The organism is Maribacter sp. Asnod2-G09, assembly GCF_045063795.1.
GTDB lineage: Bacteria > Bacteroidota > Bacteroidia > Flavobacteriales > Flavobacteriaceae > Maribacter.
On sequence record NZ_JBEFOA010000004.1, the window covers coordinates 271449 to 292384 of the forward strand.

Sequence of the window (20936 nt, forward strand, 5' to 3'; positions counted from 1 at the left end):
CCACTATGCGATTTTTCCTTCTAAATCTAAAAGAAATGCATATTCCTTAGCCACCTCACGTAAAGACTCAAACCTTCCTGAAGCACCGCCATGACCTGCTTCCATGTTGGTATTCATTAACAATATACGGTTATCAGTTTTTAACTCTCTTAGCTTAGCAACCCATTTTGCAGGTTCAAAATACTGAACTTGAGAATCATGCAACCCTGTTGTCACCAACATATTCGGGTATTCTTGAGCAATAACGTTATCATAAGGAGAATACGATTTCATATAATCGTAATATTCCTTTTCGTTCGGGTTACCCCACTCATCATATTCGCCAGTAGTAAGTGGTATAGAATCATCTAACATAGTTGTCACCACATCTACAAAAGGTACTGCGGCTATTACCCCGTTATAAATATCGGGCTGAATATTTATAATCGCCCCCATCAACAAGCCACCTGCCGAACCACCCATGGCATATAAATGACTGGCACTTGTCATTTTTTGTGCAATTAAAAATTTAGAACAATCGATAAAATCCGTGAACGTGTTTTTCTTTTTCAACAACTTCCCAGTCTCGTACCATCTGCGCCCTAAGTATTCCCCTCCTCTAATATGAGCAATGGCAAATACAAATCCGCGATCTAGCAAGCTCAACCTAACGGTAGAAAAATAGGGGTCAATTGTTGAGCCGTATGATCCATATGCATATTGCAAAATGGGTGTATTTTCAGTTAAGACAGTATCTTTTCTATACACAAGAGACATTGGCACTTTTACACCATCTCTTGCGGTAGCCCATCTACGTTCTTCTTTATAATTGTCTTTATCAAATAGACCACCAAGTACCTCTTGTTCTTTTTTGATTTCCTTTGCCTTAGTTCTCATATTAAAATCAATAACAGAACTAGGTGTTGACATAGAGTTATAAGAATACCTCAAAATCTCAGTATCAAAATCAGGATTACTACCTACATAAGCTGTGTATGTTTCGCTTTTAAAAGGTAAAAAGTACTCTCCGCTACCATCCCAACGAATAATTCTAATTTTATTAAGTCCGTTCTCACGTTCAGAAAGCACATAGTATTCTTTAAAAATATCGATATCCTCTAAGAGCACCTCTTCACGATGGGCAATAAATTCTTGCCAATGCTCAGAAGAAGTTTCCTCTTCAGAAGTACGCATTAGCTTAAAATTCTCTGCTTTATCCTTATTCGTTAAAATATAGAAGCTATCCTCATAATGAAAAATAGTATATTCTAACCCTCTTTCTCTAGGTGAGAATACTTCAAACTCCCCATCAGGATTATCCGTAGAAAGAATTTGAAATTCAGAAGTTAGCGTACTAAATGAGCCTATTACCAAATACTTTTTAGACTTGGTTCGGTATACGAATGTGCTAAACGTATCATCTTTTTCGTGAAAGATCAATACATCTTCAGACGTCGGTGTACCTAATTTATGCTTGTAAATTTTATCTGAACGCAGCGTTACAGGGTCTTTGCGCGTATAAAACAGCGTTTGGTTATCATTTGCCCAAACACCACCACCTGTTGTATTCTCTATTTTATCATCTAAAATCAGGCCTGTTTCAAGATCTTTTATTTGAAGTGTATATTGCCTTCTAGATACCGTATCTACCCCAAAGGCAGCCAACTTGTTATTTGGACTAATAGCTATACCGCCAAGACTAAAGTAGTCATGACCTTTAGCCATATCATTACAATTGAATATAATTTCTTCAGTAGCTTCTAAATTTTGCTTAAATCTAGAATACAAAGGGTACTCCCCTCCTATTATGTAACGGGTACTGTACCAATAACCATTTAGCTTATAAGGCACCGAAGAATCGTCTTCTTTAATTCTACCCTTCATTTCTTGAAATAGAGACTCTTGAAAATCTTTGGTATGCTTTGTTAAAGAATCGTAATACGTATTCTCTGCCTCTAAATATGAAATAACATCTTTATTCTCCTTATCATTTAGCCAATAATAATTATCTAAACGAACATCATCATGTTTAACTAATTCTTTGGAAATTTTTTTCGCCTTTGGCGGATGCTTAAGAGCCATATGAACTTCTTTATAAAATAAGATGGCAAAAATAAGACTAATTCATAGACCCCCGTTTTATTAGCTTGAAAAACTGAAATACTCCTATTTTTAGTACTTTTACAACCTAAATCTAAAAATGATATTATGTTTGGAGATATGATGGGTATGATGGGAAAACTTAAAGAGACCCAAAAAAAAGTAGAAGAAACTAAAAAAAGATTAGACACCGTAACATTAGAAGAAAAGTCCAATGACGGTACCATATCAGTTACCATAACTGCAAACCGAGAAATTAAGAAAATCGTAATAGATGACAGTCTTTTGCAAGATAAAGAGCAATTAGAAGATTATTTAATACTAACTTTAAACAAAGCTATAAAAAATGCAACTAACGTTAACGAAACCGAATTAGCAGCTGTTGCTAAGGACGGAATGCCCAATATTCCTGGCATGGATTCGTTATTTAAGTAAGATTGACAAGTTATTTGTAGTTAACCTTTTAAATATTAATTATGAAGTATTTTATTTTATTATTCATGATTCCACTATTCGCTTCCGCGCAAGCAGATTTCAATAGTGTAGATGATTCTAAATGGCTTACCAATTATGATTCTGCCATTTCAAAAGCTAAAAAGCAACACAAAAACGTTTTAGTTTATTTTACGGGAAGTGACTGGTGTCCGCCTTGTAAAATGCTAAAGACCGATTTATTCGATACGAACGAATTTCAAGAATTATCGAGTAATTACATTCTTCTTTATATTGATGTTCCTAGAAATAGAGATTTAATATCAGAGAATCAAATGGTCCATAATAAAGAACTGTTGACCAAGTTGAATAAGAAAAAGGTATTTCCGATGTTTAAGGTAATAGATGCAAAAGGAAATGAACTAGATAAATTATCTGGCTATAGCATGAACGGTGTTATAGATTCTCATCTTAAACTTTTAGAAAAGAATAAATAATTTAAAAATTACCGATATAAAAAAGGGCTTACATCTTGTAAGCCCTTTTTGTTTTTATATACTTCTGCATTATCGATATTAATTAATACATGGTATTGACATAACTAACATTTACATTTAAATAGATAACCTCAACGGTAATACCGTTACTCTTTAATAACTACCTTCTTTAGGGCCTGTAATACGTTACCCCTTTAAGAATCCAATACATATCATATAAAAAGTAAGACTAGCAATTGCTTAGTAGAAATTAGAAGAAGAAGAAGAAGAAGAAGAAGAAGAAGAAGAAGAAGAAGAAGAAGAAGAAGAAGAAGTAGTAGTAGAAATTACCTCTCTATATCTATCAGCAGCCTCTATTATATCTCACAGCATCTAATGTAGAAATAGCTAAGTAAGATACCTACCCTTAGCCATAGAACTGATTACATATAAAAAGCAGTGAGTTTTAAGCATAAAAAAAGGGCTTACTTTACGTAAGCCCTTTTCAACTAAATAACCTAATTACTAGTTATTAATTAATCTAAATTGAGTTCTTCTGTTAGCTGCGTGCTCTCTTGAAGTACAAGAAACACCATCGCTACATCTGTTTAATAATTTAGTTTCACCGTAACCGTTAGCTACTAAAAGACTAGAGTTAACACCTTTAGTGATTAAGTAATCTGCAACCGCCTTAGCTCTTCTTTCAGAAAGGTTTTGGTTAGATGCAGCACCACCTTGAGAATCTGTGTGAGAAGCTAATTCAACTTTAACACCAGGGTTTTGAGCTAATACAGGTAACAATCTGTTATCGATAATACTTTTTGCTGCAGAAGTTAATGTTGCGCTACCAGAATCCCAGTTTATAGGTAAAGCTTGGTACTCAACTAATGCACACTCTACTTCTTTCCAAGTAGTTAATCCACCTTTTTCTTTTAACACCTCTTTAGAGATAGTAGTAGTCTTAGCAGGAATCAATTCTTCAACTGTGTAAGCATCTTTATCTAATACAGTTTTAGTAATTTCTCTGTACTCAGCAGGAATAATTTTTTCAACAACTTGTGCAGGAGAAATTAATACTGATTTAGTGTAAGAACCATTTTTAGAACCTAATGGAGAACTTGTAGTAGAAGCAGCATTTGCAAGAACTTGAGTTGAAACTGTCTCAAATTGTGCAGGATACCCTTTATAACACCAGTATCTACAATCATCAGGATTACCAGACTCACAATCAGGAGCAGCAACTCCTAATTCCCATTGTGCATAGGCTGGCTTTATTTCTAATGTTTGTGTGCTAGGAGAAAAAGAAGCAGGGATCACCTGTAAAGAATTTCCACCTCCTTTAGATACATACGTTACAGTTTCTGTTCCCCACTTAGCAGGAACAACTGTTAGTACTTTTTCTTCTTCTCTCACTAATACACGTTCTGTAATTGTCTTAAATGTAGCAGGAACCGTTTTTAAAATCTTGTACGACGGATTTGTTGTAATTGTAGTTGACTCGTTAACGTAAACATCAGGAGTTGTACAACGAACGTAACATTTACCAGGTTCTGGATTTGACGGCAAATCTTGTGCCATTGCAAAAGAAGCTGAAAATGCAACTGCTAGGAATAATACTTTTTTCATTTTGATAAGGATTTAAATAGTTAATATTTGGCAATTTATGTTAATATTTTAACATTTCAATAAGAAACGCCCTACTTTTTGTAAGCTTTTTCTTAATCAAAAGTTAATGAATTAACCTCTCAATAGTTTAGACACAGTATTATTTGAAAGGTCACTAAAAAGCAGAGAAAATATTAATTATCTTTAATGATATGATTAAAATTGACAAGAAGGAAGACGGGTTGTATCAGTTCATTTTGAAGTCTGACAATGGTAGCACTCTATTAGAAAGTGTATCGTTCAGCACTGAAAACGAATTAGATAACACTTTAAAAGATATAAAAGCATTGAAAAATGCTAACGGTAAATTCTTCGAACGCAGAACAAATACCGACGGTAAATTTTTAGTAGAATTAAAAAATTCAACCGGAAAAATAATTGGCTCCAGCGGACTTTACTCCTCTGAAGCCGGTATGGAAAATGGAATTTTGAATATTTCTAACAGTATTGACCTAGGTATTATATAGCAGCTAATTGCTTCAATAATTCTTGGTGCATTACATCTGTATAATCTAAATGCGTCACCATTCTCAACTTACCCTGCCCCATACCAATGATTAAAATATCTTTTTCTTTTAAGGTATTTACAAATTGATCACTGGTCATAAAAGATTCATCTATTTCAAAAATGACAATATTAGTCTCTATAGGTTCCACCTTTTTTATGAAAGATTTTGATGCCAATGCCTTTCCTATTTCTTTTGCCCTCTTATGATCTTCTGCCAATCTTTCGACATTATTATCTAAGGCATATATTGCTGCAGCAGCCAAAAAGCCAGACTGGCGCATACCTCCACCAAAAATTTTACGAAAACGAAGCGCTTTGTCCATATGTTCTTTTGTACCTATTAATAAAGAACCTACTGGGCAACCCAAGCCCTTACTTAAGCAGACGCTAATAGTATCGAATAATTGACCATATTGTAATGCTGTTTCATTCTTTTCAACCATAGCATTCCATAAACGGGCACCATCTAAGTGATATCCTAATTTATGATCATCGCAGACTTTTCTTATTTTCTGAAGCTCTTGAAAATCCCAACAAGTACCACCACCTTTATTAGCCGTATTTTCTACACATACTAATGTTGTAAGCGGACTATGATAAAAATCTGGCGGATTAATAACCGACTCAACCTGAGCAGCCGTCATAGTACCTCGATCACCATCTACCAGCCTACACGAGACACCACTATTAAAACTGACTCCGCCACCCTCATAATTATATACATGAGCATATTTATCGCAAATCAATTGTTCGCCTGGCTGTGTATGTAATTTTATAGCAGTCTGGTTCGTCATAGTACCACTAGGGAAAAACAACGCAGATTCCATTCCGAAAAGACTAGCTGCTTTTTCTTCTAAAGCATTTACTGTTGGGTCTTCTTTAAAAACATCGTCACCAACCGCTGCAGACATCATAGCATCTAACATACCTGGCGTGGGTTTTGTTACCGTATCACTGATAAGATTAATTAGCATAAAAAATATAAAAATTGAATTAATGAAAACAACTCATTCCAATAGGCGAACCATCAGGAATCTTAGGCGAAGGTATCACTTTGAACAATTCTGGATGCTCTCTAAATGTTTTAATTCTTTTCACCATTTCTGCACTAATTGCATTCGACCCTGAATCTTTAACCAATTGAAAACTCAATTCTTTCAACTTCTGGGAAGCAATTGCATTTACCTGCGGATGCACATTGGTATGACCCGCCAAATTCATAATATGAAATAACACTCTAAAATTAATAATGGTCTGCGCTTCGCTCAAATAAGCATCTTTCTGCTTCTTATTAATAGTTGCTGCAATCAATTTATCTAAAACCTCATCTAAACCTACATTATCGGTAGCAATTGCTTTTTGCTGAATAAGCCTCGATGCTTTCTCAGGATGTAATAAAAATGTCAAGGTCATATCTGATGCAGTTTCAACAGCTGACAATGCATCAAAAGAAACTCCCGTTTTACCATTAATAGATTCTCTAGTTCTTGGAGTTCCAAAAGCACGCGGTGGAAACAAGCTCAACTTACCTTTAGGTATTGCAATTTCATTTGCATCTAAAGTTTTTAAAACACTCTTTAATGCTTCCTCTTGCATCGCTTTATCTGCAATAGCAACAACTTCTTGTCCGTCTCCTTTTATAGCATAGTTATATTCTAATCCGCCTATAACCTTCGCTACACCTTCCGTCTGGTATCTATGAAAGAAATAAAGTGGTACAAATACATCTTCTAGAACTGAATACGGTGTACCATCTTGAATATTATCCGCAGAAAAATTGGCTATAGCCACTTTACGCAGCTTCAACATATCATCTAATTCTTTACTAACATCTTTTCCGTTATCCCATAAATGAGCCAATACATGTGCACTACCTTGTGGTCGAGCATCTTGATCGGTAATATAACGGAGTCCGTCAGCTTTGGCTTTATCTAATATTTTGTTCAGACCTACTTTCTCATTTTCACCTTCATTAAAATTCTGATATGAATAAGCCACTGTTACCTTATCCCAATCCCCTATTCCAACTTCATAGGCTTTTGCAAAATCAACTTCACCGTCAATTAATGAAAACTGCGGATGCGGATAATCCATCACCGATGATTTATCAGTAGTACTCGCCGCATAGTTATGTGCAAAACCCAACGTATGTCCTATTTCATGAGCTGACAGCTGACGAATACGGGCAATTGCCATTTCTAACATTGGTTGATAGTTATCATCTCTTTCTGCAAAAGGCTTGTTCATTAATGCTTGGGCAATTAAAAAATCTTGACGAATTCTTAAACTACCTAAACTTACATGACCTTTCATTATCTCTCCAGTTCTTGGGTCGGTAATACTACTACCATAGCTCCACCCTCTTGTTGACCGGTGCACCCATTGTATAACATTATAGCGCACATCTAAAGGATCTGCATCGTCAGGTAACATTTTTAATTGAAAGGCATCTTTATAACCAATTGCCTCGAAAGCTTGGTTCCACCAACGACCACCTTCTAAAAGAGCAGAACGCACCGGCTCTGGAGTACCATTATCTAAATAATAAATAATTGGCTCAACCGCTTCACTAACCGCTGCTGTAGGATCTTTTTTCTCTAAGCGGTGTCTTCTTATAAATTGCTTTAGAATATTTGACTCAACGGGAGTCGCATAATCATAATAATTAAAAGGAGAAGAACCTGATCTAGGGTCAAACACACGTTTTTCATATTTATCATCTGGCAATTCAATAAAAGAATGGTGTTCTGCCACGGTAATCAAATTAGCATTCGGCGCAACACTTCTAATATATCTTCCTTTAGCTTCACCCTTAAAAGTCATAGTAACATCAAACTCTACATTTTTAGGGAATGCTTTAGTTCTATCAAGAGCAAATGCGCTTTTAGATTTATCTAAACTATACGAACCTTGTTCTGTTCTTTTTAAACGACTAGAAACACCATGAGCATCTTGCATTAAAAAATCAGTGATATCAATAACATACGTACCACTTTTCTCTTCTACAATCGGGAAACCGAACAATACAGATTTAGCAAAAGCCTGCTCTACAGATTTACGCTCTAATTCATTATCTGTAATTGCCCTATACTTCATATTTGGCTGAACCAACAATAGCTTATTACCTGCTTTCTTAAAAAAGACAACTTGCTCATCACCTAATTGACCACGATCTAAACCGATATCATTACTACCGATACCACTACTTAATGAGTAGACATATAAAAAATCTTCGTTTAAATTATCAACTTCTAAATATATTTTGTCAGTATCGCCATCATAATAAAAATCATAAAGCCCCTCATACTTGACAAAATTTTTCTTTTGATCACTAAACTGTGCTGATAGCATATTAAAGGATAGTAATACTAACCCAACCAGAAGTGCGTAATTCTTTCTCATTTTCTATAAGTTTTGCTTAAAAGTATAGAAAAACTAATGAATGTAAAACAGCAGTGGCCAACTAAATTATAAATACTATACTTGTTAAAAAAGCTATCGAATAATTACAGAATAAAGAAAAATACTATCGATTATTATAAAAATGTCATTTGTTTATTGCTTTTTATCATGTACCTTTTAACAAAAGAAAATATATGACCAACATTGAAAATCAAATTTTTTCTTCTTATCAAAGAAATCCAGATTTATATGATGAAATCTATGATAAGAATGGAAAAATTAAGGAGGTATACCAAAAACTATTCAACCTTTATGGCGAACATTCAATTATTGATTATGTATCATTAAATAATAAAGCCAAATCTTCTTTTTTCAATCAAGGAATCACTTTTCAGGTATACGGTGACAATAACGTACAAGAGAAGATTTTTCCCTTCGATTTATTTCCTCGAATAATAGACCCTGTTGAATGGGATATTATAGAACGTGGATCTATACAAAGAAGTAAAGCTTTGAATTTATTTCTATGGGATATTTATCATGACAAGAAAATTCTAAAAGATAAAGTAGTTCCTATAGACCTTATAACATCTTCTGCGAATTACTTGGATCAAATGAATGGTGTAAATCCGCCTGGCGGAATTTACAATCATATTTCAGGTACAGATGTTATTAAACATAACGACGGTAAGTACTATGTTCTTGAAGATAATATAAGATGCCCCTCTGGTGTAAGCTATGTAATATGTAACCGTACAGCACTAAAAAAGGCACTTTTTGGTGTATTCAATCACTACCAAACACATACCGTTACCAATTACGCAGAAAACCTTTTAGAACTTTTAGAATCGGTTAAACCAAAAGGTGTAGATATACCTAATGTAGTGGTTATAACCCCAGGCATGTATAATTCTGCTTTTTACGAGCATTCATACTTAGCTAAAACTATGGGTGTTGAATTGGTAGAAGGTCGTGACCTTTTTGTGGAAAACGATTTTGTGTACATGAAAACTATTAAAGGACCAGAAAGGGTCGATGTTATTTACCGCAGAATAGATGATCAGTTTATTGATCCTTTAGAATTTAACCCTGATTCTGTGCTTGGCGTACCCGGTTTGTTCGCTGCTTATAAAAAAGGTAATGTCACTTTAGCAAATGCTCCCGGTACTGGTGTAGCAGATGACAAAGCGGTTTATACCTACATGCCACAGATTATAAAGTACTATTTAGATGAAGAGCCTATTTTAAACAATGTTCACACTTACCACTGCAGTAGACCCGATGAATTAAAATATGTTCTTGAACATATTCATGAACTTGTTGTAAAACCAGTTGATGAAGCTGGCGGTTATGGTATCTCTATCGGTAATAAACTTACCAAGGCCGAAATAGAAAAGGTAAAAGCAGAAATAAAGGCGAGCCCTAGAAAATATGTTGCTCAACCTATTATGTCATTATCTGTACACCCAACCTATATCGATGATACAGAATCTTTTGAACAAAGACACGTAGACTTAAGAACGTTTACTGTTCTAGGAAAGGACAAAGAATTTGTTTTAAAAGGAGGATTGACCCGTGTAGCCTTAAAAAGAGGCAATTTAATTGTAAACTCATCTCAAGGTGGAGGATCAAAAGATACTTGGGTACTAAAAAAATAAAGAAACTATATGTTAGCAAGAGTAGCCAATAACTTATTTTGGATGGGACGTTATATTGAACGTTCAGAACACGTCGCAAGATATTTAAATGTAAATTATTTTTCATCACTAGATGCGCCGAATCTAAAATCTCAAGACAGGCAATTTGTATTACGCTCCATGTTATTCATGGTAGGTGACCCTGAAAAGGATGCAGAAAAATTTTTAAAAGAAGAAGATGTACTTTATAAAATTGGGCTTGACCCAACGTATGGCGCCTCTATAATAAATAATATAAAATTTGCTAGAGAAAACGCAAATAGCGCACGAGATTTAATTTCTACAGAGCTATATGAAGCCATCAACAAATTTTATCATTTTGTAATAAACTACCCAAAAGAAATATTTGTTAAAAACGGACTGCATGATTTTACAACACATGTTGCAGAAATGACAGATATATTAAGAGGAAAAATAAGAGGAACCCTTTTGCATGATGCCACCTATGCCGTTATTTCAATGGGGATAAACATTGAGAGAGCCACCCAAATCACTAGAATGATTAATGCAAAATATAATGATGCATTACTTTCTCAAGATGGCGAAAATGATAGATTCAGCAAAAGTTTTGAATGGACCACATTATTAAAATGTGCAGAGTCTTATGATATGATGCGTAGGTTCTATAAAAAGACACCAACTAGTATATCAACATTAGAGTTTTTAATTCTAAACCCTAATTGCCCTAGATCTGTAATGAACTCTTTAAATCAGGTTAACCAGCATGTAAAAATGCTTAACCCCGAAAAGCGTTATAATAAAGATTCAACAGCTTTTTTAATTGGCAGAGTCAGATCTGAATATGAATTTAAATATATTGAAGAAATAGATAAGGACATTAAATCATTTATAGAGAATATTCTTAAAAGTCTTGTGGACATAAGCGACAAGGTTGATGAGGAATTTTTTAACTATTAGACGGGTTAAATAAAGTATATTTGTTCTTATGCCGAGAGAATTTGAGATTACTTATAAAGCAGAGAATATTTATGATGGTTGGGTGCATGATGCGCACTGGCAATTTTTAATAATTCCGGTAGAAAACGAAAGTCAGTACGAGGTCGAAATTGAGTTCGAAAACTCGTTATTTGCCCACACCGAAGAATCTATAAACGGGTATGGTTTTAAAACCCTACGCATACATCCTAAGAAAAAATTTAAGAAAATTACGTTCGAGGCTAAATTCAAGTTCAAAAAGGAAGAAGTTGACCCGTATAATTTTAATATAAATCCAGATAATTCAACAGCCTACACCGAACTGCAAAGTTTAGATTTTAGGATAACACATGAGCGTTATTTAAAATTTACTTCGTTTACAACATTAGATAGTGCACAGCAGCAACTATTTAAATTCAATACTTCAATTTCGATTTTCGATAATCTTGAAGCATTAAATCACTGGGTTTTTGAATACATTAAATTCACTACTGGTGTAACAGAAGTAGGTACACCGTTAAAAGATGTCATTTCTAAGAAAAAGGGCGTTTGCCAAGATTTCGCACATTTGTTTTCTGCATTGGCGCGAATTAACGGCGTACCAACAAGATATGTTTCTGGCTATTTAGATCAAGAAAGTGGCTATATGGGTGATTCTCAAATGCACGCATGGGCAGAGGCATTCGTACCAGAGATTGGATGGAAAGGTTTTGACCCTACTAACAATATTTTAGCCAATACAAACCATATAAAAGTTTGTCATGGCAAAGACTACAATGATTGCGCACCTTTAAAAGGTATAATCCACTCGCATGGTAAGCACAAGACATCACATTCAGTATCTGTTAAAAGCCATCGATAGGTATTCTTAAAATATCTTCCATCCTTATTTAAAAGAGTATTATTTTTACCCAAAATAGAATTGTATGAATATTAGTATGGACCATTACAAAGGTCTTATAGATCGCCTTGGTGCGTTAAGGAGGTATCTTTGACATTGATGCCAAATTAATAGAAATAGAGAACGAGCAAGAAAAAACCTTGGCACCTGATTTTTGGGATAATCCTCAAGAAGCACAGGCACATATGAAATTTATCCAATCTAAAAAACAATGGGTAGATGATTATAACGCGGCAGAACTTTTGATTGCAGATTTAGAAGTGCTCATTGAATTTCAACAAGAAGGAGAAGTTGCAGAAGCTGAAGTTGAAAGTCAATACGAAAAGGCTTTGAACACCATAGAAAAGATGGAATTCAAAAATATGCTTTCTGAAGAGGGTGATGAATTACCAGCTGTACTTCAAATTACTGCAGGAGCCGGTGGAACAGAAAGTTGTGATTGGGCTGCGATGCTTATGCGCATGTACATGATGTGGGCAGAAAAGAACGGTTATAAAATCAAAGAGCTCAACTACCAAGAAGGTGATGTTGCAGGTATTAAAACCGTTACATTAGAGATTGATGGCGAGTATGCCTTCGGATGGTTAAAAGGTGAAAACGGCGTACATAGGTTGGTACGAATTTCTCCGTTCGATAGTAATGCCAAAAGGCACACTTCATTTGCATCGGTATACGTTTACCCATTGGTTGATGATAGTATAGAGGTAGATGTAAACCCTGCAGACATAACTATTACGACCGCTAGGTCTAGTGGTGCCGGTGGACAGAATGTAAACAAGGTAGAAACCAAAGTACAATTGACCCACCACCCTACAGGTATTCAAATTTCTTGTTCAGACAGTAGAAGTCAACACGACAATAGAGCGACGGCAATGAAAATGCTAAAGTCGCAATTGTATGAGATAGAACTGCGTAAGAAAATGGAAGCACGACAAGAAATTGAGTCTTCTAAAATGAAAATTGAATGGGGCTCACAAATTAGAAACTATGTCATGCATCCTTACAAATTGATAAAAGATGTAAGAACAGGAGAAGAAACTGGAAATGTAGATAACGTTATGAACGGCGATATTGACCAGTTTTTGAAAGCCTTTCTAATGATGATGGGTCAAAAAGATGAAGAATAACATAGCATATCCCAATTCGTTTATATAGTGAATTGGGATTTCTAGTATTAAAATTAAATAGTATGATTAAAATATATCACAATTCTAGATGTAGTAAATCTAGAGAAGGACTTAAGGTACTTGAAAATTCTGGCAAGGAATTTGAAGTCGTAAAGTATTTAGAAGACATACCAACAAAAGATGAGTTGAGAAATGTTATCAGTTGTTTAGGTATTAAACCAATAAATTTAGTTCGTAAGTCTGAAGCAATCTGGAAAGAGGAGTTCAGGAATTTACAATTAAACGATGAAGAATTATTGAATGCAATGATTACACATCCTAAATTAATAGAAAGACCAATCGTAATAAATGGTAACAGTGCAGTCATCGGTAGACCGGCATCGAACATAGATTCATTGTTAAAATAGAAATCACTATAATTGCCTAGTTAATTATCTTAACAAAGTATTAACCATTTTCAGTTAAACCATCGTATAACTTTATAATCTAATCACATGAAAAAAGTAATAAAATGTAGCAATCTAAATTTATTAGCACTGCTATTAATTCTATTAGGAAGTTCTGAAATTTACGCACAATACGGTTATGGCAATAACGGTTATGGATCACGTGGCGGCTATGGTTATGGTAACCAAAGAAGCTCAATACCTCAGGCACAAACACCTGCTGAGCCTCCAAAACCTAAAACTGCCGAACAATTAGTTGATGACGAAATGCCAAGAATTTCTGAAGCGCTTGCATTAAATGAATTTGAACAGGCTGTATTAAGTTCTGTTTTAAAGAAATATGTACAAGAGCGTATAGAAGCTCAAATATTAAAGCTTCCGCCAGAAAAAATGGCTGAAGTATATGAGAACATTACTAAAAGGCAAGACGAAGAATTAAAAGCAGGTTTGCCATTAGAGAAGTATGAAGCTTTTGTTGCACTACAAAAAGATGGTGTTTCAAAAACTATCAAGAAGAATAAAAAGAAGAAAAAAGATAAACGAAAGAAATCTAAAACTGACTAAATGAAACAACTTTTCCCTTTACTCCTACTCCTAGCACTATCATTCAATTACACATATAGTCAAAGACCGGGAGGAGACCGGGAAAGAGGTCCAATTGTCATTACAGGTAAGGTTTTAGACAAAGATGACAACCTACCTTTAGAATATGCTACACTCGTACTACAAAGTGTTAATAACCCAAATCAAATTACTGGGGGTATTACAGATATAGATGGTAATTTCAAGGTAGAAGCCACTGCTGGAAAATACAATATCTCCATTGAATACATATCTTATAAAACATACAAGCTGCCAAATCAGACCCTAAGGGAATCTACAAATTTGGGCACTATTAAACTGGCTTTAGATGTGGCTCAACTAGAAGCTGTTGAAGTCGTAGGCGAAAAAACTACTGTAGAGGTACGTTTAGATAAAAAGATTTACAATATTGGCAAAGACTTAACCAATAGTGGTGCTACCATTACAGATGCGCTAAACAATGTACCATCTGTTGATGTTGATGTTGAAGGTGCTATTAGCTTACGAGGTAATGAAAATGTTAGAATATTAATAAACGGAAAACCGTCTGCCTTAGCGGGTTTTGGTTCTACCGATGCCTTAACACAACTACCTGCAGATGCTATTGAAAAGGTTGAGGTAATTACGAGTCCGTCTGCACGATACGACGCCGAAGGTACAGCTGGTATTTTGAATATTGTACTTAAAAAAGAAAAAACACTTGGTTTTAATGGTTCGGTAAATACTACAATAGGCTACCCTGTTAATAGCGGTATCTCAGTAAATGCCAATTTGCGTACAGACAAATTCAACTTATTCAACACTACAGGTTACAATTACAGAGACGCGCCAGGTAATGCGTTTTATGACAACACCTACTCTTCTGGTACTTATGACAGAATTATTGAAGACAGAGAATATAATAGGCTTCGTAAAAGTTTCAATACAAATTTAGGCTTAGAGTATTTTCTAACCGAGTCATCATCTCTTACCGGTAGCGTATTTTATAGAACATCTGACAGTGAAGATGAAACCGGTAATACCAACCAAAGGTTTATCAATAATGCTTTAAATAGTGAAACATTTAGAACTGAAGATGAAAATGAAGATGACGAAAACTATCAATTCTCGTTAAATTATGTAAATGACCTTGATGAGGACGGACAAAAATTAACGGTAGACCTTCAGTATTCTAAGGGCAATGAAGATAAATTTTCTATCATTCAAGAAAATAATACATTACCGAACGATGATTTAATAGTATTAGAAAATGTTTATGAAAAAGAAACTGATAACGAATATTTAGTACAGGCAGATTACGTACTTCCTATGGGCGATGCGCAGTTTGAGGTTGGTTACAGAGGTACTTTTGAAGAAACAGGAACCGATTACCGTTTAGACTCTTTAAATCAAGTTACCGGACAGTTTAATATTAATGAAGATCTTACCAACTTATTTACCTATACTGAAAATGTAAATGCCTTATATACCCAATACGGAAACAAATTCGGGAAGTTTTCTTTTCTATTAGGACTACGATTAGAAAACACGCAATTAAAAGGTGAACTATCATCACTTTATGACACCAGCGAATTAGAAGATCAATTAGGTGTAGATGTAGATGCGAATTTTGATAAAAACTACTTAGGTCTTTTCCCTACCGTAAATTTGATTTTCGAATTGGCAGAAAATGAAAATATCTCTTTAGGGTACAACAGAAGAATAAATAGACCAAGAGGTAGATATGTAAATCCTTTTCCTTCTAGATCAAGTAGAACCAATATTTTTCAAGGTAATCCTGATTTAAATCCGGCATTTTCAAATGCTTTTGATGTGGGTTATTTAAAAAGGTGGGATAAATTAACTTTAACTTCTTCTATTTATTACCAAAAAGAAACAGACTCTTTTGAGCGTGTTCAAGAAGAAACCGGACAAACAACCACTGATGGTATAGAAATCATTAGATCTATTCCTATAAACCTATCTACTAACGACAGAATAGGTGTTGAAGCTGGGGTACTATATAGTGCAACAAAATGGTTACGTTTAAATTCTAGTTTTAATTTCTTTCAGTTTTCTTCAGAAGGTGACTTTAATGGTGTCGATTATGGTACTACTAACACTAGTTGGTTTGCAAGGTTTAGCTCTAAAGTCTCATTACCTGCAAAAGTAGATTGGCAAACGAATGCATTCTATAGAGGTCCGTCTTCTACAGCACAAACAGAAAATGGAGGAATATTCTCTTTGAACTTAGCCTTCAGTAAAGATATTTTGAATGATAATGGAACACTATCTCTTAATGTAAGTGACTTATTAAACTCTAGAAAAAGAAGCTCTTACACAGAAACAGAGTTCTTTACCTCAGATAGTGAGTTTCAATATAGACAACGTCAAATAACAATGGGCTTTGTATATCGTTTCAACCAACCAAAAGAACGCAACAGAGGCTCTAGAGGAAATGGTGGCGATGAAGGAGGAGAAGAAATTGAAGGATAAAAAACAGTTACAACAAGACACAAAAAAAAGGAGCCAATAGGCTCCTTTTTTTATACTGTATTATTTATGCTTCTCTTGCGGCTTTTTTCTTGTCGCGTCTTTCTTTCAATAACTCTATAATGTTACCTCCTAACCAGTAAGGAACAACGAATAATAACAAAAACATCATTAGCCAAAAACCAATGGTTAATATGGTTAAAAAAGCTAAAAATCCTAAATATTGGTCAAAATCAAACATATCTTATTACTTATATATTGCAAAGATACCATAAACGAATTATTTTTTGCAAACGTTCTGCAAAATTAATTTCAATAATCTCAACAATGTTCTCACAATTAAAATAAATGTAAACCTTATTTTTGAAGTTATAAAATAAGTTAACTTAAGATTCATTAAAATATACTATTATGAAATTTAGAATCGAGAAAGATACTATGGGTAATGTCGAAGTTCCCAAAGACAAATATTGGGGAGCGCAAACAGAACGTTCTCGTAACAATTTTAAAATAGGTCCAGTAGCCTCAATGCCATTAGACATTGTTTATGGTTTCGCCTATTTAAAGAAATCAGCAGCTTATGCTAACTGTGAGCTTGGTGTTTTAGCAGCGGAAAAAAGAGATTTAATTGCACAGGTTTGCGAAGAAATTTTAGAAGGTAAACTAGATGACCAGTTTCCTCTAGTAATTTGGCAAACAGGTTCTGGCACACAGAGCAACATGAACGTTAATGAAGTGGTTGCAAATAGAGCTCATGAAATAGCGGGTAAGGTAATCGGTGAAGGCGAGAAAACAATTCAGCCGAATGATGATGTAAACAAATCGCAATCATCAAATGACACCTTCCCTACAGGCATGCATATTGCAGCCTATAAAAAAATTGTAGAAGTGACCATACCTGGTGTTACTCAATTGAGAGATACACTTCACAAAAAGTCCATCGAATTTAAAAATGTAGTTAAGATAGGTCGTACGCATTTAATGGATGCCACTCCCCTAACCTTAGGTCAAGAATTTTCTGGTTACGTATCTCAATTAGATCACGGTCTAAAAGCACTGAACAATACGCTTGCACATTTAAGTGAATTAGCACTTGGTGGAACTGCAGTTGGTACCGGATTAAATACGCCGGAAGGTTATGACGTTCTCGTAGCTAAGTATATTGCAGAGTTTACAGGTTTGCCTTTTATTACTGCAGAAAATAAGTTCGAAGCACTTGCTGCACATGATGCCATTGTTGAAAGTCACGGTGCATTAAAGCAATTGGCGGTTTCTTTAAATAAGATTGCCAATGATATTAGAATGATGGCATCAGGACCACGTTCAGGTATCGGTGAAATCATTATTCCTGCAAATGAACCAGGTAGTTCGATTATGCCAGGTAAGGTGAATCCTACCCAGTGTGAGGCTCTTACTATGGTTTGCGCGCAAGTTATGGGTAACGATGTCGCTATTAGCGTTGGTGGTACACAAGGGCACTATGAACTAAATGTTTTTAAACCAATGATGGCTGCCAATATTTTACAATCGGCACAGTTAATTGGTGATGCTTGTGCTAGTTTTGAAGAGCACTGTGCTACTGGCATTGAACCAAACCATGAAGTTATAAAGCAATTATTGAACAACTCATTGATGTTGGTTACCGCTTTAAATACTAAAATAGGATATTACAAAGCTGCAGAAATCGCAAACACTGCACATAAGAACGGTACAACCTTAAAAGTAGAAGCGATAAACTTAGGTTATGTTTCTGCAGAAGATTATGACGAGTGGGTTAAACCAGAAAATATGGTAGGTAGTTTAAAAGACTAAAACCAAACTAGTAGAAATGAAAAATGGCGACCAATTGGTCGCCATTTTTTATATGTAATAAGGTAATCTTACTTCAACATGAATTTAGAAGTACCCAATAATTTTAATTGATCGTCATAAACGTTAACCATGTAGTTACCATCTTTGAAATCACCAGAAGGTTTACTGATATAATCACATACATCTAAAGACTTGTTCTCAAAGTAGAAACCAGTTTGCTTACTATAAGTAATAGAAGCACCGTTATCGTTAGTCATAGAATTACTACCACCAAGAACATTACCTTGAGGGTCTAAAACCTCTATAAAAAATTCTCTATCACCAGCTTGCGCAATTACGTTATCAGCAACAGTAAAACAGATTTTAAACTTGTCAGTTGCTTTAGCTCTCTGTGTAGAAACTAATTTACCACTGTTACGTTCTTTTACTGCATCAACATTGAATTTAGATAAGTTCAACGCAGAACCTTTTTCAACTACTTGAGCCAAGTTTGTATTTTGTACTACTAAAGAATCATTAAAAACAGTTTGTTTTTCCAATTCAACGTACGTACTATCACGTTGCATAGCAATGGCAGTATTTGAACGTGTTAACGAATCAACTTGCTTTAATAATTGCTCTCTTTCAGCTTTAAGAACACCAACTTGTCTTCTGTATCTAGATAAAGATCCGATATCAGCTTTCATTGTTTTTACAGAGTCAATATATTTTGCAATATTATCTCTTGCGCTTACTAACTCTTCGTTAGTTGCATTGCTCTCTAAAATAGCCTTATCATATTCAGATTTTAAGCTATTTAAATCTTCTACTACCAATTCTTTCTCTTTAGAAAGAACAACTTCGGTCTTCTTTTTATCTTGGTAAAGACTTACTGTGTAAATGATAGTACCTAAAAGCACAACACCTAAAAGAGCGGTCAAAACTTTTAAGCCATTGTTGTTTTTTGTTTCAGTCATAATTGTAAATTTAATAAAGTGTCTGTTTGTTCAGTTTATATACGTGGTAATTCAAATTTTAGATTTCTTAATGTTAAAATAATTTCTAAACCTTGGTAAGGTCTATATAATATGACATAACTTAGTTGACATCTGTAACATTAACTAGAAATCATGCTTACCATTGTACCTTACGAGCCTAAATATACTCAAAAGTTTAAAGACTTGAATATCGCTTGGATTACTGAGTATTTCAAGGTTGAAGCGAAAGATAAGGAGTTATTAGAACATAGTCAATCTACTATTATAGATAAAGGCGGATTTATCTTCATGGGATTATGGAATAATGAACCCGTAGGATGCTTTGCTTTGATAAAAAAGACCGATAATCGTTTTGAATTAGGTAAGATGGCGGTCGACAAAAATTATCACGGATTGCAGATAGGTCAAAAAATGTTAACCCATGCTATTACTTTTTCTAAAAATAAAAACTGGGAAACACTCGAATTATACTCCAGCACCAAATTGGATACCGCGCTGCATATATATAAGAAATTCGGATTTAAAAATATCCCTCTAGAAGATAATTTGGAGTACCTTCGATCCGATATTAAAATGGAACTAACACTTTAAACGTAACATAATGAGAATAAAAGAATTGCTTGTTTTACTACTCACTGTAACCATAGCTTTTTCATGCAAAGAAGTTAAGAAATCAGATACCGAGATTGATTCTTCAGCAGAAATTGAGGAAAACAAATCAGTAACCGATATCATTAAAGAGCGTAAATCTGATGAAATTGAAATCACACCTATAGAACATGCGACCGCTGTCATCGAATGGAACGATGTTGTTATCTACATTGACCCTACAGGAGGAGCTGCTTCATTTGAAGGTCAAAAAAATCCGACTTTAATACTGATCACAGATATACACGGTGATCATTTAAATGCGGAAACGCTAGATGCTTTAGACACTTCAAATACCACATTTGTAGTACCACAAGCAGTTGCCGATGAATTACCCAAAAAATATGCATCGCAATTAGAAATTATGGAAAACGGTACTAGCAAAAAATTAGCCGAAATTACGATTGAAGCTATACCTATGTATAACCTAAGAAAAGAAGCGCTTAAATTTCACACAAAAGGTCGTGGCAATGGTTATGTTTTAAATATCGATAATGAGCGAATCTATTTTTCTGGTGATACTGAAGATATTCCTGAAATGCGTTCTTTAAAAAATATTGACAAAGCTTTTGTAACTATGAATTTACCATATACCATGACGGTTGAAAGCGCTGCTTCTGCAGTATTAGATTTCAAACCAAAGCAGGTATTCCCTTACCATTATAGAGGTAAACCAGATGTAAGCGATGTTGCAAAATTCAAGCAACTTGTAGATGCAGGCAATCAAGATATTGAGGTAATACAATTAGATTGGTATCCTAACGACGAATATTAAT

General features: G+C 34.6%; 19 protein-coding genes. 13 read left to right on the forward strand and 6 right to left on the reverse strand.

The window, feature by feature from the left end:
- Positions 1–3 precede the first annotated feature (3 nt).
- Complete coding sequence (locus ACJJVT_RS08355; RefSeq protein WP_405397879.1) at positions 4–2061, reverse strand: S9 family peptidase; 2058 nt, start codon at positions 2059–2061, stop codon at positions 4–6.
- Positions 2062–2187: 126 nt separating this feature from the next.
- Here ACJJVT_RS08355 and ACJJVT_RS08360 point away from each other — a divergent pair, with 126 nt between their 5' ends.
- Entirely contained in the window at positions 2188–2514 is a 327-nt protein-coding gene (locus tag ACJJVT_RS08360; RefSeq protein ID WP_299799249.1) for a YbaB/EbfC family nucleoid-associated protein, read from the forward strand.
- 41 nt (positions 2515–2555) lie between these two features.
- The gene (locus ACJJVT_RS08365; protein WP_405397881.1) at positions 2556–3008 is read left to right on the forward strand and encodes a thioredoxin family protein; all 453 of its coding nucleotides are present in this window, start codon (positions 2556–2558) and stop codon (positions 3006–3008) included.
- Positions 3009–3512: 504 nt separating this feature from the next.
- Here the strand turns inward: ACJJVT_RS08365 and ACJJVT_RS08370 are convergent.
- Positions 3513–4613 carry an OmpA family protein gene (locus ACJJVT_RS08370; RefSeq protein ID WP_405397882.1) on the reverse strand — a complete coding sequence of 367 codons (1101 nt, stop codon included), beginning with the start codon at positions 4611–4613 and terminating at the stop codon, positions 3513–3515.
- Positions 4614–4804: 191 nt separating this feature from the next.
- On the opposite strand from ACJJVT_RS08370, the gene ACJJVT_RS08375 reads away from it, so the two are divergent.
- A complete protein-coding gene (locus tag ACJJVT_RS08375; protein WP_405397883.1) occupies positions 4805–5119 on the forward strand; it encodes a YegP family protein in 315 nt (104 codons plus the stop codon).
- On the opposite strand, the gene ACJJVT_RS08380 is transcribed toward ACJJVT_RS08375, so the two are convergent.
- Positions 5112–6134: a threonine aldolase family protein gene (locus tag ACJJVT_RS08380; RefSeq protein WP_405397884.1), complete on the reverse strand. Its 1023-nt coding sequence runs from the start codon at positions 6132–6134 to the stop codon at positions 5112–5114. The genes ACJJVT_RS08375 and ACJJVT_RS08380 overlap by 8 nt on opposite strands.
- Positions 6135–6153: 19 nt before the next feature.
- Positions 6154–8562, reverse strand: a complete 2409-nt coding sequence (locus ACJJVT_RS08385) for a zinc-dependent metalloprotease (RefSeq protein ID WP_405397885.1) — start codon at positions 8560–8562, stop codon at positions 6154–6156.
- Positions 8563–8756: 194 nt separating this feature from the next.
- On the opposite strand from ACJJVT_RS08385, the gene ACJJVT_RS08390 reads away from it, so the two are divergent.
- From ACJJVT_RS08390 to ACJJVT_RS08420, 7 genes are all read left to right on the forward strand, one after another.
- Positions 8757–10220 (forward strand): circularly permuted type 2 ATP-grasp protein, encoded by a 1464-nt coding sequence (locus ACJJVT_RS08390; RefSeq protein WP_405397887.1) that lies wholly within the window; start codon positions 8757–8759, stop codon positions 10218–10220.
- Positions 10221–10229: 9 nt separating this feature from the next.
- The gene (locus tag ACJJVT_RS08395; protein WP_073246466.1) at positions 10230–11177 is read left to right on the forward strand and encodes an alpha-E domain-containing protein; all 948 of its coding nucleotides are present in this window, start codon (positions 10230–10232) and stop codon (positions 11175–11177) included.
- Positions 11178–11205: 28 nt separating this feature from the next.
- On the forward strand, positions 11206–12057 hold the full coding sequence (locus tag ACJJVT_RS08400; protein WP_405397888.1) for a transglutaminase family protein: 852 nt from the start codon (positions 11206–11208) through the stop codon (positions 12055–12057).
- Positions 12058–12121: 64 nt separating this feature from the next.
- Positions 12122–13223, forward strand: a protein-coding gene (gene prfB, locus ACJJVT_RS08405; RefSeq protein WP_405397890.1) for a peptide chain release factor 2 whose coding sequence is annotated in 2 segments (ribosomal slippage) — positions 12122–12187 and positions 12189–13223 — 1101 coding nt in all. Because the reading frame shifts where the segments join, the coding sequence is not laid out codon by codon here.
- A gap of 62 nt (positions 13224–13285) precedes the next feature.
- Positions 13286–13630, forward strand: a complete 345-nt coding sequence (gene arsC, locus ACJJVT_RS08410; protein ID WP_405397891.1) for an arsenate reductase (glutaredoxin) — start codon at positions 13286–13288, stop codon at positions 13628–13630.
- Positions 13631–13717: 87 nt separating this feature from the next.
- Positions 13718–14233 (forward strand): hypothetical protein, encoded by a 516-nt coding sequence (locus ACJJVT_RS08415; protein ID WP_405397892.1) that lies wholly within the window; start codon positions 13718–13720, stop codon positions 14231–14233.
- Complete coding sequence (locus tag ACJJVT_RS08420) at positions 14234–16726, forward strand: TonB-dependent receptor domain-containing protein (RefSeq protein ID WP_405397893.1); 2493 nt, start codon at positions 14234–14236, stop codon at positions 16724–16726.
- A 64-nt stretch (positions 16727–16790) separates the two neighbouring features.
- Here ACJJVT_RS08420 and ACJJVT_RS08425 read toward each other — a convergent pair whose 3' ends face one another.
- Positions 16791–16964 (reverse strand): hypothetical protein, encoded by a 174-nt coding sequence (locus ACJJVT_RS08425; RefSeq protein WP_091609002.1) that lies wholly within the window; start codon positions 16962–16964, stop codon positions 16791–16793.
- A gap of 170 nt (positions 16965–17134) precedes the next feature.
- On the opposite strand from ACJJVT_RS08425, the gene fumC reads away from it, so the two are divergent.
- On the forward strand, positions 17135–18535 hold the full coding sequence (fumC, locus tag ACJJVT_RS08430; protein WP_405397895.1) for a class II fumarate hydratase: 1401 nt from the start codon (positions 17135–17137) through the stop codon (positions 18533–18535).
- 68 nt (positions 18536–18603) lie between these two features.
- On the opposite strand, the gene ACJJVT_RS08435 is transcribed toward fumC, so the two are convergent.
- Positions 18604–19491 (reverse strand): hypothetical protein, encoded by an 888-nt coding sequence (locus ACJJVT_RS08435; protein WP_303599383.1) that lies wholly within the window; start codon positions 19489–19491, stop codon positions 18604–18606.
- Between the two features lie 153 nt (positions 19492–19644).
- Here ACJJVT_RS08435 and ACJJVT_RS08440 point away from each other — a divergent pair, with 153 nt between their 5' ends.
- Together ACJJVT_RS08440 and ACJJVT_RS08445 are read left to right on the forward strand one after the other, a co-directional pair.
- Positions 19645–20103, forward strand: a complete 459-nt coding sequence (locus ACJJVT_RS08440) for a GNAT family N-acetyltransferase (protein WP_405397897.1) — start codon at positions 19645–19647, stop codon at positions 20101–20103.
- 10 nt (positions 20104–20113) lie between these two features.
- Positions 20114–20935, forward strand: a complete 822-nt coding sequence (locus tag ACJJVT_RS08445; protein ID WP_405397898.1) for an MBL fold metallo-hydrolase — start codon at positions 20114–20116, stop codon at positions 20933–20935.
- Position 20936: the final 1 nt, after the last annotated feature.

Coding starts and splice junctions, on each gene's coding strand:
- ACJJVT_RS08355 (WP_405397879.1), bottom strand. CDS start 2,061: ATGGCTCTTAAGCATCCGCCAAAGGCGAAAAAAATTTCCAAAGAATTA.
- ACJJVT_RS08420 (WP_405397893.1), top strand. CDS start 14,234: ATGAAACAACTTTTCCCTTTACTCCTACTCCTAGCACTATCATTCAAT.
- ACJJVT_RS08360 (WP_299799249.1), top strand. CDS start 2,188: ATGTTTGGAGATATGATGGGTATGATGGGAAAACTTAAAGAGACCCAA.
- ACJJVT_RS08395 (WP_073246466.1), top strand. CDS start 10,230: ATGTTAGCAAGAGTAGCCAATAACTTATTTTGGATGGGACGTTATATT.
- ACJJVT_RS08390 (WP_405397887.1), top strand. CDS start 8,757: ATGACCAACATTGAAAATCAAATTTTTTCTTCTTATCAAAGAAATCCA.
- ACJJVT_RS08375 (WP_405397883.1), top strand. CDS start 4,805: ATGATTAAAATTGACAAGAAGGAAGACGGGTTGTATCAGTTCATTTTG.
- ACJJVT_RS08435 (WP_303599383.1), bottom strand. CDS start 19,491: ATGACTGAAACAAAAAACAACAATGGCTTAAAAGTTTTGACCGCTCTT.
- ACJJVT_RS08380 (WP_405397884.1), bottom strand. CDS start 6,134: ATGCTAATTAATCTTATCAGTGATACGGTAACAAAACCCACGCCAGGT.
- arsC (WP_405397891.1), top strand. CDS start 13,286: ATGATTAAAATATATCACAATTCTAGATGTAGTAAATCTAGAGAAGGA.
- fumC (WP_405397895.1), top strand. CDS start 17,135: ATGAAATTTAGAATCGAGAAAGATACTATGGGTAATGTCGAAGTTCCC.
- ACJJVT_RS08425 (WP_091609002.1), bottom strand. CDS start 16,964: ATGTTTGATTTTGACCAATATTTAGGATTTTTAGCTTTTTTAACCATA.
- ACJJVT_RS08370 (WP_405397882.1), bottom strand. CDS start 4,613: ATGAAAAAAGTATTATTCCTAGCAGTTGCATTTTCAGCTTCTTTTGCA.
- ACJJVT_RS08440 (WP_405397897.1), top strand. CDS start 19,645: ATGCTTACCATTGTACCTTACGAGCCTAAATATACTCAAAAGTTTAAA.
- ACJJVT_RS08445 (WP_405397898.1), top strand. CDS start 20,114: ATGAGAATAAAAGAATTGCTTGTTTTACTACTCACTGTAACCATAGCT.
- ACJJVT_RS08365 (WP_405397881.1), top strand. CDS start 2,556: ATGAAGTATTTTATTTTATTATTCATGATTCCACTATTCGCTTCCGCG.
- ACJJVT_RS08415 (WP_405397892.1), top strand. CDS start 13,718: ATGAAAAAAGTAATAAAATGTAGCAATCTAAATTTATTAGCACTGCTA.
- ACJJVT_RS08400 (WP_405397888.1), top strand. CDS start 11,206: ATGCCGAGAGAATTTGAGATTACTTATAAAGCAGAGAATATTTATGAT.
- ACJJVT_RS08385 (WP_405397885.1), bottom strand. CDS start 8,562: ATGAGAAAGAATTACGCACTTCTGGTTGGGTTAGTATTACTATCCTTT.